This is a genomic window from Enterococcus sp. SB12 (genome assembly GCF_030910025.2).
In the GTDB taxonomy this organism is placed as follows: Bacteria; Bacillota; Bacilli; order Lactobacillales; family Enterococcaceae; genus Enterococcus_B; species Enterococcus_B faecium.
Map to the genome: position 1 here is coordinate 1,942,501 of NZ_CP175675.1, position 15,560 is coordinate 1,958,060.

Annotated in this window: 14 protein-coding genes, 2 rRNA genes and 1 other RNA gene (1 of these 17 running past the window's edge); 4 read left to right on the plus strand and 13 right to left on the minus strand. The window is 39.3% G+C overall.

All coding sequences use genetic code 11. The features are described 5' to 3' along the window. The 4 genes from RBL01_RS09585 to RBL01_RS09600 form a co-directional block, all read right to left on the minus strand. Positions 1 to 1,141 (minus strand): 23S ribosomal RNA (locus tag RBL01_RS09585) (it extends 1,774 nt beyond the left edge of the window). A gap of 344 nt (positions 1,142 to 1,485) precedes the next feature. After that, positions 1,486 to 3,044: ribosomal RNA gene (locus RBL01_RS09590) — 16S ribosomal RNA — on the minus strand. The 16S and 23S rRNA genes sit together here, the layout of an rRNA operon. A 697-nt stretch (positions 3,045 to 3,741) precedes the next feature. Further along, positions 3,742 to 4,104 (minus strand): hypothetical protein, encoded by a 363-nt coding sequence (locus RBL01_RS09595; RefSeq protein ID WP_002287172.1) that lies wholly within the window; start codon positions 4,102 to 4,104, stop codon positions 3,742 to 3,744. Positions 4,105 to 4,177: 73 nt separating this feature from the next. Beyond that, positions 4,178 to 4,558, minus strand: coding sequence for a CvfD/Ygs/GSP13 family RNA-binding post-transcriptional regulator (locus RBL01_RS09600; RefSeq protein ID WP_002287231.1), 381 nt, complete (start codon positions 4,556 to 4,558; stop codon positions 4,178 to 4,180). A gap of 81 nt (positions 4,559 to 4,639) precedes the next feature. Between RBL01_RS09600 and RBL01_RS09605 the strand changes: the two genes are divergently transcribed. Next, complete coding sequence (locus RBL01_RS09605) at positions 4,640 to 5,815, plus strand: MalY/PatB family protein (RefSeq protein WP_307780826.1); 1,176 nt, start codon at positions 4,640 to 4,642, stop codon at positions 5,813 to 5,815. Between the two features lie 76 nt (positions 5,816 to 5,891). Here RBL01_RS09605 and RBL01_RS09610 read toward each other — a convergent pair whose 3' ends face one another. After that, complete coding sequence (locus RBL01_RS09610) at positions 5,892 to 6,476, minus strand: peptidylprolyl isomerase (protein ID WP_002287167.1); 585 nt, start codon at positions 6,474 to 6,476, stop codon at positions 5,892 to 5,894. Between the two features lie 200 nt (positions 6,477 to 6,676). On the opposite strand from RBL01_RS09610, the gene RBL01_RS09615 reads away from it, so the two are divergent. Both RBL01_RS09615 and RBL01_RS09620 read left to right on the plus strand, forming a co-directional pair. After that, positions 6,677 to 7,675 carry an NAD(P)/FAD-dependent oxidoreductase gene (locus tag RBL01_RS09615; RefSeq protein WP_307780827.1) on the plus strand — a complete coding sequence of 333 codons (999 nt, stop codon included), beginning with the start codon at positions 6,677 to 6,679 and terminating at the stop codon, positions 7,673 to 7,675. A 111-nt stretch (positions 7,676 to 7,786) separates the two neighbouring features. Continuing rightward, positions 7,787 to 8,296, plus strand: a complete 510-nt coding sequence (locus RBL01_RS09620) for a phosphatidylglycerophosphatase A (protein ID WP_002327208.1) — start codon at positions 7,787 to 7,789, stop codon at positions 8,294 to 8,296. A gap of 29 nt (positions 8,297 to 8,325) precedes the next feature. Here the strand turns inward: RBL01_RS09620 and RBL01_RS09625 are convergent, their stop codons facing one another. From RBL01_RS09625 to tadA, 6 genes are all read right to left on the minus strand, one after another. Next, positions 8,326 to 8,985 carry a TIGR01906 family membrane protein gene (locus RBL01_RS09625; RefSeq protein ID WP_002327209.1) on the minus strand — a complete coding sequence of 220 codons (660 nt, stop codon included), beginning with the start codon at positions 8,983 to 8,985 and terminating at the stop codon, positions 8,326 to 8,328. 1 nt (position 8,986) lies between these two features. Beyond that, the gene (locus RBL01_RS09630; RefSeq protein WP_002287159.1) at positions 8,987 to 9,751 is read right to left on the minus strand and encodes a TIGR01457 family HAD-type hydrolase; all 765 of its coding nucleotides are present in this window, start codon (positions 9,749 to 9,751) and stop codon (positions 8,987 to 8,989) included. A 7-nt stretch (positions 9,752 to 9,758) separates the two neighbouring features. Continuing rightward, positions 9,759 to 10,436, minus strand: a complete 678-nt coding sequence (locus tag RBL01_RS09635) for a YutD family protein (protein WP_002327210.1) — start codon at positions 10,434 to 10,436, stop codon at positions 9,759 to 9,761. A 36-nt stretch (positions 10,437 to 10,472) separates the two neighbouring features. Then, a complete protein-coding gene (locus RBL01_RS09640; protein ID WP_002327211.1) occupies positions 10,473 to 11,858 on the minus strand; it encodes a bifunctional metallophosphatase/5'-nucleotidase in 1,386 nt (461 codons plus the stop codon). A gap of 209 nt (positions 11,859 to 12,067) precedes the next feature. After that, positions 12,068 to 12,152, minus strand: an RNA gene (gene ffs / locus RBL01_RS09645) — signal recognition particle sRNA small type. A gap of 22 nt (positions 12,153 to 12,174) precedes the next feature. Further along, positions 12,175 to 12,690, minus strand: a complete 516-nt coding sequence (gene tadA / locus RBL01_RS09650; RefSeq protein ID WP_002287154.1) for a tRNA adenosine(34) deaminase TadA — start codon at positions 12,688 to 12,690, stop codon at positions 12,175 to 12,177. A 106-nt stretch (positions 12,691 to 12,796) separates the two neighbouring features. Between tadA and RBL01_RS09655 the strand changes: the two genes are divergently transcribed. Then, on the plus strand, positions 12,797 to 13,654 hold the full coding sequence (locus RBL01_RS09655; protein WP_002327212.1) for a helix-turn-helix domain-containing protein: 858 nt from the start codon (positions 12,797 to 12,799) through the stop codon (positions 13,652 to 13,654). 80 nt (positions 13,655 to 13,734) lie between these two features. Here the strand turns inward: RBL01_RS09655 and RBL01_RS09660 are convergent, their stop codons facing one another. Together RBL01_RS09660 and RBL01_RS09665 are read right to left on the minus strand one after the other, a co-directional pair. Then, the gene (locus RBL01_RS09660; protein WP_002287147.1) at positions 13,735 to 14,070 is read right to left on the minus strand and encodes a hypothetical protein; all 336 of its coding nucleotides are present in this window, start codon (positions 14,068 to 14,070) and stop codon (positions 13,735 to 13,737) included. A gap of 66 nt (positions 14,071 to 14,136) precedes the next feature. Beyond that, complete coding sequence (locus RBL01_RS09665) at positions 14,137 to 15,507, minus strand: RsmF rRNA methyltransferase first C-terminal domain-containing protein (RefSeq protein WP_002327213.1); 1,371 nt, start codon at positions 15,505 to 15,507, stop codon at positions 14,137 to 14,139. Between the last annotated feature and the right edge of the window lie 53 nt (positions 15,508 to 15,560).

Consider the following 15,560-nt stretch of genomic DNA (forward strand, 5'->3'; position numbering starts at 1 on the left):
GAGCTATTACGCACTCTTTAAATGGTGGCTGCTTCTAAGCCAACATCCTAGTTGTCTGTGCAACCCCACATCCTTTTCCACTTAACATATATTTTGGGACCTTAGCTGGTGGTCTGGGCTGTTTCCCTTTCGACTATGGATCTTATCACTCACAGTCTGACTCCCGGATATGAATGAATGGCATTCGGAGTTTATCTGAATTCGGTAACCCGAGATGGGCCCCTAGTCCAAACAGTGCTCTACCTCCATCATTCTCAATTCCGAGGCTAGCCCTAAAGCTATTTCGGAGAGAACCAGCTATCTCCAAGTTCGTTTGGAATTTCTCCGCTACCCACACCTCATCCCCGCACTTTTCAACGTACGTGGGTTCGGTCCTCCAGTGCGTTTTACCGCACCTTCAACCTGGACATGGGTAGATCACATGGTTTCGGGTCTACGACTACATACTCAAACGCCCTATTCAGACTCGCTTTCGCTGCGGCTCCGTCTCTTCAACTTAACCTCGCATGCAATCGTAACTCGCCGGTTCATTCTACAAAAGGCACGCCATCACCCATTAACGGGCTTTGACTTGTTGTAGGCACACGGTTTCAGGTTCTATTTCACTCCCCTTCCGGGGTGCTTTTCACCTTTCCCTCACGGTACTGGTTCACTATCGGTCACTAGGGAGTATTTAGCCTTGGGAGATGGTCCTCCCGGATTCCGACGGAATTTCTCGTGTTCCGCCGTACTCAGGATCCTCCTAGGTGTCTTCCACATTTCGTCTACGGGGTTTTTACCCTCTTTGACTGACTTTTCCAAGTCATTCGACTATCTGAAAGAACTACCATATTGGAGTCCTACAACCCCAACAAGCAAGCTTGCTGGTTTGGGCTTTTCCCGTTTCGCTCGCCGCTACTCAGGGAATCGAATTTTCTTTCTCTTCCTGCAGGTACTTAGATGTTTCAGTTCTCTGCGTCTACCTCGAATGTGCTATGTATTCACACAATCGTAACATCCTATTAAAGATGTTGGGTTCCCCCATTCGGAAATCTCTGGATCATAGCTTACGTACAGCTCCCCAAAGCATATCGGTGTTAGTCCCGTCCTTCATCGGCTCCTAGTGCCAAGGCATCCACCGTGCGCCCTTATTCACTTAACCTTATCAACCTTACGGTTGGGTTTTGATCCTTCTTCTAGCGATAGAAGTTAGATCAAGAAAATAAGCAATTGAACTTATTAAAAAACTCTATCCAGCTCACAAATCAGCCTGTACGGCAAAAAGATCGATCGTCTCATAAAATCAAAGATTTTATGGCCGTCCGCCTATTTTGCTTCAGGCTAAACAATTTGTTCAGCTTTCAAATTCAACGCGGTGTTCTCGGTTTGTATTACTTACATTTACTTCAAATATCCAGTTTTCAATGAACAAAAGTGTTTGAGAGTAAACCTCTCAAAACTGAACAAAGTAAAAACAAATTGTGTAGTCTCCGTAATATTCCTTAGAAAGGAGGTGATCCAGCCGCACCTTCCGATACGGCTACCTTGTTACGACTTCACCCCAATCATCTATCCCACCTTAGGCGGCTGGCTCCAAAAGGTTACCTCACCGACTTCGGGTGTTACAAACTCTCGTGGTGTGACGGGCGGTGTGTACAAGGCCCGGGAACGTATTCACCGCGGCGTGCTGATCCGCGATTACTAGCGATTCCGGCTTCATGCAGGCGAGTTGCAGCCTGCAATCCGAACTGAGAGAAGCTTTAAGAGATTAGCTTAGCCTCGCGACTTCGCAACTCGTTGTACTTCCCATTGTAGCACGTGTGTAGCCCAGGTCATAAGGGGCATGATGATTTGACGTCATCCCCACCTTCCTCCGGTTTGTCACCGGCAGTCTTGCTAGAGTGCCCAACTGAATGATGGCAACTAACAATAAGGGTTGCGCTCGTTGCGGGACTTAACCCAACATCTCACGACACGAGCTGACGACAACCATGCACCACCTGTCACTTTGCCCCCGAAGGGGAAGCTCTATCTCTAGAGTGGTCAAAGGATGTCAAGACCTGGTAAGGTTCTTCGCGTTGCTTCGAATTAAACCACATGCTCCACCGCTTGTGCGGGCCCCCGTCAATTCCTTTGAGTTTCAACCTTGCGGTCGTACTCCCCAGGCGGAGTGCTTAATGCGTTAGCTGCAGCACTGAAGGGCGGAAACCCTCCAACACTTAGCACTCATCGTTTACGGCGTGGACTACCAGGGTATCTAATCCTGTTTGCTCCCCACGCTTTCGAGCCTCAGCGTCAGTTACAGACCAGAGAGCCGCCTTCGCCACTGGTGTTCCTCCATATATCTACGCATTTCACCGCTACACATGGAATTCCACTCTCCTCTTCTGCACTCAAGTCTCCCAGTTTCCAATGACCCTCCCCGGTTGAGCCGGGGCTTTCACATCAGACTTAAGAAACCGCCTGCGCTCGCTTTACGCCCAATAAATCCGGACAACGCTTGCCACCTACGTATTACCGCGGCTGCTGGCACGTAGTTAGCCGTGGCTTTCTGGTTAGATACCGTCAAGGGATGAACAGTTACTCTCATCCTTGTTCTTCTCTAACAACAGAGTTTTACGATCCGAAAACCTTCTTCACTCACGCGGCGTTGCTCGGTCAGACTTTCGTCCATTGCCGAAGATTCCCTACTGCTGCCTCCCGTAGGAGTTTGGGCCGTGTCTCAGTCCCAATGTGGCCGATCACCCTCTCAGGTCGGCTATGCATCGTGGCCTTGGTGAGCCGTTACCTCACCAACTAGCTAATGCACCGCGGGTCCATCCATCAGCGACACCCGAAAGCGCCTTTCAAATCAAAACCATGCGGTTTTGATTGTTATACGGTATTAGCACCTGTTTCCAAGTGTTATCCCCTTCTGATGGGCAGGTTACCCACGTGTTACTCACCCGTTCGCCACTCTTCTTTTCCCGGTGGAGCAAGCTCCGGTGGAAAAAGAAGCGTTCGACTTGCATGTATTAGGCACGCCGCCAGCGTTCGTCCTGAGCCAGGATCAAACTCTCATAAAAAGTTCGAACAATCTTGCGATTGTTAAGCTCAATTTGTTTGCTAGCATATTGCTTGCTTGTTAAAAATGTTTGTTGTCTTGAATTGAATCAAGACGCCCTACACATTTGGTTTGTCTTACTTTGTTCAGTTTTCAAAGGTCTACTTCATCGGGAGTGTTTCCCGATTCGTTTTTTGCTGCCGTAGCAACTTTTATATCATATCAGAGAGACAAGTGATTGTCAACTCTTTTTTAAAAGTTTTTTCAATTTCGTTTTTCGAAATCTTTCAGCAACTCATTTATCATAACTTATCGTTTGTTATTTGTCAAGAACTTTTTTGAATTTTTTTTCAATAGAATCAAGCTTCGCAAGTGGTTCTTTTTTAACGACTCAGTTATCTTATCATGTCATTCCCAACATGTCAATAACTATTTTTTAATTTTTTTTAGAAATGTGATATAATATCCACTTCAGAATCAACGCTGTTAAATTTATCATGTATTTCTTCCTTGGTCAACTATAAATTAAGCATTACTTTGTGAAATGATTTTTCGATCAATTATTATTATTCGTTATACAACCGTTTTCTACATATTTTGAAAATAAAATGCACTAAAAAACTATCTTTAGCAGAACATTTCATTGTATTTTTTGGACCAAACAATAAAAAAAGAAGTTTGAAAAAAATTCAAACTTCTTTGTTCGCTTAATCTGTATTTTAGAAGAAAGGCACTCCCTCTACTTCGTAAGTTCCAAGAACAGAGCGCATTTGACCTGGTTCTTCCCAAATATATCCTTCGCCTAATTCTTCTCTTTGATTCTTTTGTTCAGTTTCAAAGACAAACAACGGAACATTTTCCTCTTTAATATGTGTATTTGTCAATTCCATCAAACTAATCTTGCTAACATCGATATGAACTATTTCTTTTAAGAAATTAAGTATATTCGCTAAACCAGTCTTTCCTTCAGAAAGTTCCGCTAACGCAAATTCCAACTTGTCATCAATTGAATGGACCAAAAATTTTTTAGTACCATCCTCCAAATGCAACATAATTGTACCAGCAACTCTTTTGCTTGCCAAAATTTCCACCTCGATCAACTTGTTCTATGGCTTACATAAAAATTCTAGCACATTTTCAGAAAAAATACACTTTTTATTTCTTATTTTCTTTCCGTTCTAGTTCAGATAATGCTTCTTCTATCCAAATAGGTAACTGCTCCGCAATAGTGGTAAATCCGATCTTACGATTTTTATTCGTGAAATACCTTTTTCTGCGATATGGAACAGCTGGATTTGTTTTTTCTAACGTTCTTAAAGATAAACTGATTTTTTTGGAATATTCATCAATGTCGATGATCTGAACTGTTACTGGCTGTCCGACTTTTAACAATGAATGGATATTTTTCGTATAACCGGATTGTACTTCCGAAACATGAATAAGTCCTTGCGTCTCGTTATCAAGAGAAACGAATGCGCCATAAGGCTGTATCCCTGTCACTTTTCCTTCAATTATTTGTCCAATTTTATAAGTCATCTACTTCCCTCTCTTCGCATTTATCATTATACTGTAAATAGCTCAAAAAAAGAAGCGAAGAAAATGACTGGAGGTCTTAAGATGATCGAATTTGATAAACAGATTTCAAGAAAAGATACAGAAAGTGTAAAATGGGACGCAATTGCTGAGACATATCAAATGGATGACTTACTTCCTTTGTGGGTAGCAGATATGGACTTCTTGTCTCCCGGTGGGGTAGCTAAAGCGTTTAGTGAATACATCAAACATGGAATCTTTGGTTATGCCACTCTGTCTGATAAACTATATCAGGCTATCATTCATTGGGAACGCCAACACCATGCTGTGGAGTTGACGAAAGAAAATATCGTTTTTACAAGTGGTGTGTTAACTAGTTTAGCTGCAGCAGTACAAACTTTTACAAAACCAGGCGATTCTATTTTGATTCATGACCCAGTTTATCCTCCATTTTCCTCTATTATAGAAACAAATCAACGTCACATCGTTCGAAGCTCTTTGCTAGAAAAAAATAATCATTTCATCATGGACTTGTCTGACATGGAGAAAAAAATCGAAGAAAACAATGTAAAAGCAATGATTTTATGCAATCCTCACAATCCTGGAGGGCGTGTTTGGAGCAAAGAAGAATTGAAACAGTTAAGCGAATTGTGTTTAAAACATCAAGTGATTCTGTTTAGTGACGAGATCCATCAAGATTTAACTTTACTCGATCATACATTTACTTCCATGCTAACGATTGATCCTAATTTAGATGATCTACTAGTTGCTTTTACTTCCGCAACCAAGACTTTCAATCTAGCTGCAATCAAAAATTCAATGGTATTTATCAAAAATCCAGAGATGAAAGCTGATTTTGAAAAACATTTAGTGATGAACCAACAGCACGAAATCAACACTTTTGGACTGATTGGAACCCAAGCGGCTTATGAGACGGGTGGAGAATGGTTAAGCCAACTGATTCCTTATCTAGAAAAAAATGTTCAAACAGTTAATCAGTTTTTTGAACAGTATCTTCCGAAAGTGAGAATAATGAACCCTGAAGGAACTTACTTAATGTGGTTAGATTTTACCGCCTATATTTCAGACGACCAAGAATTGGAGAACACTCTTGTTCGGAAAGGAAAAGTCGTATTAAATCCTGGCATCACGTTTGGTCCTTCCGGTCATGGGCATATGCGCTTGAATATTGCTTGTCCAGAAGAAACTTTACTGGAAGGACTTAATCGAATCAAGTATGCTTTAGAGACAATCGATTAAATCATTTATTCAAAATAAAAGGACGAGACCTTACTAGGTTTCGTCCTTTTTCATAATTACTCCGTACCATACCAAACTATTCTGAAATTTCAATTGTTTCAATCACTACATCATGTACAGGTCGGTCTTGTGGACCACGTTGTACATTTGCGATTTCATCTACTGTGTCCATCCCTTCTAGTACATGTCCAAAGACTGTATGTCGGAAATCTAGCCAAGGAGTTCCGCCACCTTTATACGCTTCAATGATTTCTGATGGGAATCCAGCACCTTCTAGTTGTCCAAGCATATTAGCTGGCACATTTGTGTTATTTACAATAAAGAATTGGCTTCCGTTTGTGTTTGGACCTGAATTTGCCATAGATAAAGCTCCGCGAAGGTTGAACAGTTCACGACTGAATTCATCTTCAAAACTTTCGCCATAAATACTTTCGCCACCCATTCCTGTTCCAGTTGGATCGCCGCCTTGGATCATGAAATCAGGAATAACGCGGTGAAAAATCACGCCATCATAATAACCTTTTTTGGAAAGTTCAATGAAATTTTGAACCGTCTTCGGTGCTAGTTCAGGGAATAATTGAACAGTAATGTCACCACGGTTTGTTTTGATAACAGCTTTTGGTCCTTTTTCACTTTTTAAATCTAGTTGTGGGAATGCCATATTGTTTCCTCCTAATATTTGCATACTTCATAATAATAATAACATAATACCTAACCTCTCGTAAAAATACTAGATTTGTTTTCTTTTATTTTTCATCACTAGATACATTCTATAACTTACCGTTTCGATTTCGAATTCAAACATTTTTGAGAAGCATTCTCAATTAAATTCTGCTATAGTGTGAAAAGGGAGGAATTTTTATGGAAATCTATGACATTACAATCATCGGTGCAGGTCCTGTAGGGATGTTTGCCGCTTTTTACGCAGGAATGCGCCAAGCTAAAACAAAAATCATTGACAGTCTACCTCAACTTGGTGGTCAATTAGCAACTTTGTATCCCGAAAAATATATTTACGATATTCCTGGGTATCCAGCAATAAAAGCAAGTGAATTAATCGATCAATTAGAAAAACAATTAACTACTTTTAACCATACATTCCATTTAAAAGAAGAAGTTCTCTCGCTTACTCGTGAAGACGAAGTTATCGAGATTACTACAAATAAAGGCATCCATTATTCCAAAGCAGTCATTTTAGCTTTAGGAAATGGTTCATTCCAGCCAAGAAAATTGAATTTAGATAATGCTGAATCATTTGAAAACCACGGATTGGATTATTTCGTGAATGATTTGATGAAGTATGCTGGAAAAAAAGTCGCTATTGCTGGAGGTGGTGATTCTGCTATCGATTGGGCGTTGATGTTAGAGCCTATTGCAAGCGAAGTTTACTTGATTCATCGTCGCCCGGAATTTCGTGCGCACAAACATAGTGTATCACGCTTGAAATCTTCATCTGTCAACTTGCTTACTCCCTATCTCATCGATGGATTATCAGGCAATAATGGGGAACTGACAGATATCCGGTTAAAAAAAGTGAAAAGTGACGAGACGATTGATTTGATGATTGATTCTCTGATCGTCAATTATGGATTCTCTTCTAATTTAGAACATCTTTCTTCTTGGGGACTTGATAGTACCAGAAATGCCATTACTGTAAAATCAGATATGTCTACTTCTATTCCAGGCGTTTATGCAGCTGGTGACATCTGTACCTATGAAGGAAAAGTGAAATTGATTGCTACTGGGCTCGGTGAAGCACCTACTGCAGTGAACAATGCTTTACACTATATTAATCCAAAAGAACGAACTCAGCCTGGTCACAGCACAAGCTTATACGATAAAAATCTTCGTCCTAGTTGATTTTTTATATCTCTTTGCATTTCAAGTTAAACCCGAAAGCAGTTTCTTGCATTTTTTTCATGTTCCGTTAACATGAAATAGAGAAAGAAAAAATAAAGGGGGAGCAATAATATGGTCGTCAAAACTGAGACTTTAGAAGAAAAGGCAAGAGAACTATTGAAGGAACGTGGCGTAACTGTAGAAGATATCGCACAACTTGTCATGTTTTTACAAAAAGACTATATTTCTGATTTGACTTTGGCGGATTGTACTGAAAGTGTCAACAGCGTGCTAACAAAGCGTGAAGTACATAACGCCATTATCACTGGAATCCAATTAGATATATTAGCAGAAAAGAAAAAATTGATGAGTCCGTTGCAACATATTATCGAAGATGACGAAGGCCTTTACGGTATCGATGAGATCCTAGCCTTGTCAATCGTGAATGTTTACGGTACGATCGGCTTTACGAATTATGGTTATATCGACAAGGTGAAACCTGGTATTTTAAAAGAACTAAACAGCCGCGATGGCGTTCATGTCCATACCTTCTTAGATGATATCGTCGGAGCGATCGCCGCTGCTGCTGCCAGTCGATTAGCACACAAAGAACCAGAAAAAAGAAGTCGCCTTACTCAATAATTCAACAAAAAAAGAAAGAAAACGTCTATTTAGACGAGTTCTTTCTTTTTTGTTTGTTTCAAGCTATTTTTTCCTAAGAAAAGAAAAACAGCAAAAAATAATTCTAATAATACAAAAAATAAGATAAAGCTATGCATGAAAAATTCTTCTGGAAGTACATTGATGATTGGATCAGTAACGGGATCGAATAACCAGTCATCGTTCTTGAAAAACGTTTCATGAAAAAGGATAAAAAAGCGATCAAATCCTACCATCATGAAAAAACCGAAAACAACTGGCAGTAACATGCCGATTTGAAACGGACGAATCAACCGCCAAAGCCGATCATTCTTTTGCAAATATTTGATAAACAAAATACTCGGGATCAAAGTGATGAAAAACACAGCATAATCCACTAAAAACAAAATTTTCACTTCATAAAAGTGATGGGCTCCGCTAGCAGAAACTGGGAAATCTGGCAAGCTTAGGATGGTTTTGAAGGGATTATTGAGATAATTCATTAGGTGATCAAAATTTTTCAGTAATGTCTCTTGATCTAAAGAAGTATAATCCAAAATTTGCAAATGTCCGATATCAAATACGTATAGTGGTCGAAAGTTGATCGTCACACCAACTGCCAGACTGATCAGTGTCAGAAATAGGCTGAACAATCCAGCATATTCCATCCACTGCCATCTCGAATTTTTCATATTAAAAGCTCCATTCATCCAGTGATTGTTTCACATAGGTAGCTGGGATAGGCAACCCAGGTACATCTTCTTCTTTTGTAAAACCTGATAAAACGAGCAAAGTATCTATATTATTGCGTATCCCAGCTTGGATATCTGTTTCATAGTTATCTCCAACCATGATTACTTCTTCTTTTTGCAGCCCTAATACTTCAACGGCTTTATCCATAATGATGGCTTCTGGTTTTCCGATGTAGATCGGCGGCGTTTGGGTTGCTGTCTCTACAAAAGAGATGACTGACCCTGCTCCAGGAAGAAGGCCGCGTTCAGTAGGTATATTCTTATCTGGGTTCGTTCCAATGAAAGTAGCACCTTTTTGAATAGCAAGTGTTGCTTTAACTACTTTTTCATAGGTCAGATAATTATCTAAGCCTACCACTACATAGTCAGGAGCCTCTTCTTCCCATGTAAATCCGGCAGCTAAAATCAAGTCAATCAATCCTGCTTCTCCGATAACATAGACTTTTTTCCCTTTTCCATCTGCTTTCATAAAATCGATTGTTGCCAAAGTAGCTGTGTAGACTGTCTCTGGAGCTACATGAATGTCAAACTCATCTGCTAGACGATTAGCTACTGTTTCTGGTGACTTAGTCGTGTTATTGGTAACAAACAAGAAAGGTAATTTTCTTTTTTGCAATTCTTCCACAAATCGTTTACCGGCTGGTATGGGTTGTGTCCCACGATAAATCGTTCCGTCTAAATCAATTAAATATCCTTTATAGTCCATTCATCCACTACTCTTCCCTTTTTCTTATCGTAAATGCTGTTTTTGTTTTTTCTACTTGTTTAGGTTGTTCTTGTTTTTTTACTTTTTCAGAGGTTTTTGCTGGCTCTGTTTTTCGATTTTTAATAACCGGTTTTTTGCGATTAGATGCGACTGGTCCTTTTTTCTCATCGATATACGCACGATTATGGTTTTTTTTCTTTTTTCGGCGCTGAGTTGTCTTTTCTTTTTTACCGCCGATTCTCTCGATGACAAAATACGCACAACCAAAATTGCAATATTCGTAAAGATAGTCTTCCAAGGAATCGATTCGCTGATCTGGATGCGCCCGTCGATTATCCGCTTGGAAAAATCCTTTTAGGCGTAGTTGTTCATAACCCCAATCTCCTACGATATAATCATATCGGGCTAGTACATCACTGTAACGTTCTCCAAGCTTTTCTGCATTAAATCCTTCACGATAATCGGACACAAGCCGATAATGTCTTTCACCTATCAAAAAATTACTGTCATCTAACAGTGTCACTAGCTCGCCTTTGACTTTTTCTGCTTTAGGCTCCTCAACGATTTCTTCCAAAGCAGCTGTCAGTTCTTCGGTGACTGTTGTTTCCTGTTCAGCTGATGATTTTTTCTTAGCAATTTCTTTTTTATGCTCAACGTTCTGCTGTTCATTTTGTTTTGCAGACATACGTTCACCACCTATCTTTTTTATTATACCTTGTTTTTATTTGATTGGGTAGTGAGCTTTCAAGTAATCTCCTACCACACTTCGGATAAATTCAGGGAACAAAAATTCATTTTTTCCAGCAATCTCAATCGTTGGAAAAAATGGAACAAACATCAAATGATCTACGGTAGTAAAAGTATAATTTTTATTCAGATCGATTGGCTTGTTCTTCCAAAAGACTTGATGGTTAATAGAATCATATGTGATTCCATTATAGACCATCTGCCCAAAAATCTTACCGCGAAATCCCATTCCCTTCATAGGATAGTTACGTAAAAAGTTACGATTTTTTTCTATTTCTAAAACTAAGCGAATCAGATCATTTCCATCCAATGTGACATTTAACAAGTGCATCGGATGTGGCAACGCAGTGTGAAGCTGATCCTGATTGACCCGCCCTTTTGGAATTTCAGTTAAAAACAGACCACTGTTTAATATTGATGCTTCCGTCTTTCCTCGTTCTTTCACCGCCTCAAGGGCGACTTGGATAAACGAATGCTCATTGAAGATATCTAGACTCAGAGAAAATGGCAAATCTGCTACTTCTTTTTCTTTTAATAATTCATGCCCACGTTCTAGATAACTATTTATTTCTTGTTCATCTTCTGTAAAAGCTGTCATTGTTTCGGTAGGGATGGCTTTGGCTGAATGCTTAAGGATTTTTTTCTCTTCATCGATGGTTAAATGGACTTCACCGACATACTGCCCGTACTTTCCAGCGGCTGCTATTTGGACATCATTGATTACGTGACCTTCTCTGAATAAATGATGGGTGTGCGATCCTAAAATAACATCAATTGCTGGTATTTCTTTTGCAATTTGGAAATCATCCTGAATCCCGAGATGACTCATCAAAACTAAAACATCCACTTGTGAACGTAAATCTTCGACTAATTCTGGCAAAATATCATAAGGATTGCGTATGTCCCAGCCATTCGGATTATAAGTAAGCGGAAATGGAGCAGTAAATGCAATTAGTCCGATTTTCGTCTGGTGTTTCGTTGTAATAATTTTATATGGTTTCGTCCATGCCGGTGGCTGGAGCGTATTTTTATCGAATAAGTTATCCAGGATGATATCAAACTCAGCATGATCGTATAAATGATTCAGCTCTTCTTTGGAATTTCCTACGCCTTCATTGTTTCCTATCGTCGCTGCATCATAACCAACTTCATTCATCAGCAAGATATTTTCCTGTCCATTCGTTGCTTCTGACAATGGATGCCAACGATCCACAAAATCACCTAGATCTACTGCAATCGTTGTCGTTTTTTCTTTCTTTTCGTTTTCTCGTTTACGTTGATCCAAAAACCTTCTGATCCTTGGCCAATTTTCTAAATGAGAATGCAGATCATTCGTATGTAAAATCACTATTTTTTCCATGTACCCTCTCGCCTCTCTTTATCTTTATCATACCATAGGCAGCTTTTTCTTCCATTGAAACAAGCTCTATTTCAGAGTTTTTCCTGCCTTGAAGCAAATTGTATAAGTACAATATTCGATAAATCAGTCTGGCTAAAAAATCAGGAACATTCATTTTTACAGTACTATAAAAATAAAAAAAACAGACCCGAAAGTCTGTTGTCGTTTCATTATAATCAGACACATGGCGGAACCTGCTTAGTGCTGCTTCCTTCCAGACCTGACACGCTTCACAAGCCCACCATTGTCCTAGCCTTTCGGCAAAGAATAGTATACCTTATTTTTCATTCGTTGACCAGTCTTTTTTTAATTTCTTTTTTCGCTGGCGGAGCTTTCGGAAAAAGTCAGTCAAAATCATCCCACATTCGTCTTCTAAAATGCCACCTTCTACATATGCTTGGTGGTTAAACCGCTCGTCCTCCAAAAGATTCATCAAGGTACCGGCTGTTCCGCCTTTTGGATCATACGCGCCGAAATAAACTTCTGCTACACGAGACAAAATCATCGCGCCGCTGCACATAGGACAAGGCTCTAAGGTAACAAAAAGCGCAGCATCTTCCAAGCGCCAGCTTCCCACTTTTTCACAGGCTTCCTTGATTGCAAGCATTTCTGCATGTGTAGTAGCATCTTGCGTGGTTTCTCTAAGGTTATATCCTCTTCCAATCACTTTTCCATCCAATACAACCACTGCTCCAATCGGAACTTCATGAAGCATTTCTGCTTTCTTTGCTTCTGCCAATGCAAGGCGCATCCATTTTTCTTTTTCTACTGCATCAAGATTTGTATTTACCAATTACCCTTCCCTGCCTTTGTTTTTTCTTGTTTTACTTTAGCATATGATAAAAAGGCTGTAACTAACTTTTTTTTCTATGGTAAAATAAATACAAGAGGTGAACAAGATGAAAATGGATAAATTACTTGCTCTTTACCCACAAGCACAGAAAAAAAACTCTCCAGCATCAGAAGCGGATATCCTTTCTTTTGCAATTGATGATGCTTTTATCTGGATCAAACAAGATTCATTATCTCAACAAGAAACCAGCCTTTTGAAAGCGTTATTCCCTGTAATCAACGATCAAAAAAAACACCCATGGTATCACTATCTTTTTAAAGATGCTTCTTGTGTTCAAGAAAAAAGTTTTCGTTTGATCCAGCTTCACGTCGAATCAAAAGGAGAATTCTTAAAAAAAGAATGGCAAGATACTATTTTGGAATTATTTCGCTATTCTGCTGATTTCTTTTTTTATACAGACACAGATGCGCTCTTAGTCGAACAAATAAACCGTGATTATCTTGATGCTACTGAAATCAACGGTATTTTTCTATCTTTAGATGCTGATTTTGATACGACAACGTCTGTATACGTTGGTTCTTTCCATTCACCTGGCACCGACCTCGTCCCTTTGTTTGCTGAAGAAAGAAAAATTTTTTTAACAGAGCAAAACAATCTTTATACTCACAGCCGTACTTTTTCTATGCAAGATGTGGCTTTACATTACTATACAAAAGATACTGTAAAAGATAGTAAGTTGATCAAAAGTTACATAGAACTGATCAAACAAAATGAAATGGAAGTGATCATTCAAGAATTATGGAATGAATTAGGCAATGTCAGCTCTGCTGCAAAAACACTGTTTCTTCATCGTAATACTCTAAAATATCGAATCGAAAAATTTCAAGAACAGACTGGTTTCAATCTAAAAAAAGCCAACGATTTACTGTTTTGCTATCTTTTATTGATTCATGAACATAATTAAAGATAGATTAAAGGGGTTGTGACAATAATTTTGTCACAACCCCTTATTTCGAATGAATAGTGTTCAAAAGCTAGTTTCTCTTACATCATTTTTTCAACAAAATGCATTAGCCGGTCTTTTACATCTTCGGTTGAATCTTTGATCGAATCACCATAAACAGAGATTTTCTTTTTTCCTGATTTGATTTTTGCTAACATTCCCATCAAAGAATCCAAGTCACTATCTGAAAGACCATCTACGATTTCTAGTAATTTTTCATTTCCATCAAATTTGTCATAGACGAATTTTTTTACTTTCGTCCGAGTAGTCATATGATGGATCTTTTCCATTACTTTTCCCGATACAACGACTGCTGTCGCTACACTGGCAGCGGCTGCTACGCTTAATCCGATTGTTACTTTTGTTGATGTTTTCATAAGTATCAGCTCCTTTTTATCTATCTCCATCATAGCATAGACAAAAAAATAAACGAACTAATCCACTCAGTGAAATCTCAATCCTTTAGGGAAAAAGTTCTTTACTGTTCCTTTTACTTGTTTCCCAAATCCGACAGGTATCTTATCTAATACTAGCAAAACCCATCCTTGATTCCCATCACGTTGAAATGTTTCTCCTGCTGTGTAAGATTGCCATTCCTTTTGAGTGATCGGCAAGCAAGGTATATTCTCTATCTTTTTTGTAGCAAGCGCTAATGCATAGCTAGGTTCAAATCGATTCTTTTTGAAATCTCCTAAATGCAAACCTGTACGTACGACTTTTAAACCATCAAGAGAAGGGGCTAACTCAGGAACTTCCCAAAGATGGTCGTTGAACACTAAAAGTCTTCCAGTAGCTTCATAATGAAAATCATTTGAAAACTCCGTCCAGAGTTTTTCCTGCTCTTTTGTCATTTGCACTTTACTTTTTTTTCGTGTCTTCTTTTCTTTATGCATCTGATTTTGTCCATGAAAAGTCAGCTTTGCAACAAAATGTCCTTCACCCTGATCTTTATGAGGCCATATACGTATTGTTTTTTCCAAACCAGCTACGCTTCCCCATTCAGACCGTCCTGAACTAACGGATTGAGTCAAAGGAATCTCCTCAATCGTTACTGGATAATTTTCTACAAGCCAGCTAATGATCTCTTCATTTTCTTCTGGTGCAAACGTACAAGTCGAATAAATCAGTTGTCCTTTATTTTTTAGCATTTTTATTGCTGAAGACAAAATCTCTTGCTGACGTTTTTGACAGTATAGCGGAGATTCTTCTGTCCACTCTTTTATTGCATTTGGATCTTTTCGGAACATTCCTTCTCCTGAACAAGGAGCATCAACCACGATCCGATCAAAAAAGCCCGAAAAATGAGGGACAAGTTCTGCGGGTGCATGATTTGTCACCAGTGCATTCGAAACTCCCCATCTTTCTATATTTTCTGATAAAATCTTCGCACGTTTCGGAAAGATCTCATTCGTCACTAATAACCCTTTCCCCTTCATTTGAGCAGCTAATTGGGTTGATTTACCACCGGGAGCCGCACACAAATCCAAAACTTTTTCGCCGGGTTTTGCTGCAGCAGCTGTTCCAACGATCATTGCACTTGGTTCTTGGCTATATTCATACCCAGCTTGATGGAGGAAAGACTTTCCATTGACAGTGCCAAGAAATCCCTCATTGTTGTAGGGAGCGGGTTGTAATTCTTCGCTATGGTAAGTTTGGACCATGTCCAATCCTGCCGGTTTTAGTGGATTCCACCGAAATCCTTTTTTCACGCTTCCTTGTTCAAGCGCAGAAAGAAAATCGGATGCTTCTTCGCCTAAAAGAAGACGATATTTTTTGATAAATTGCTGTGGTAACGTTGTCGCTTCCTCCTTCATTCCAATGTTTCGTTAGACATTTTACAATCTTTTTTACGAAAAATAAAGGTGGC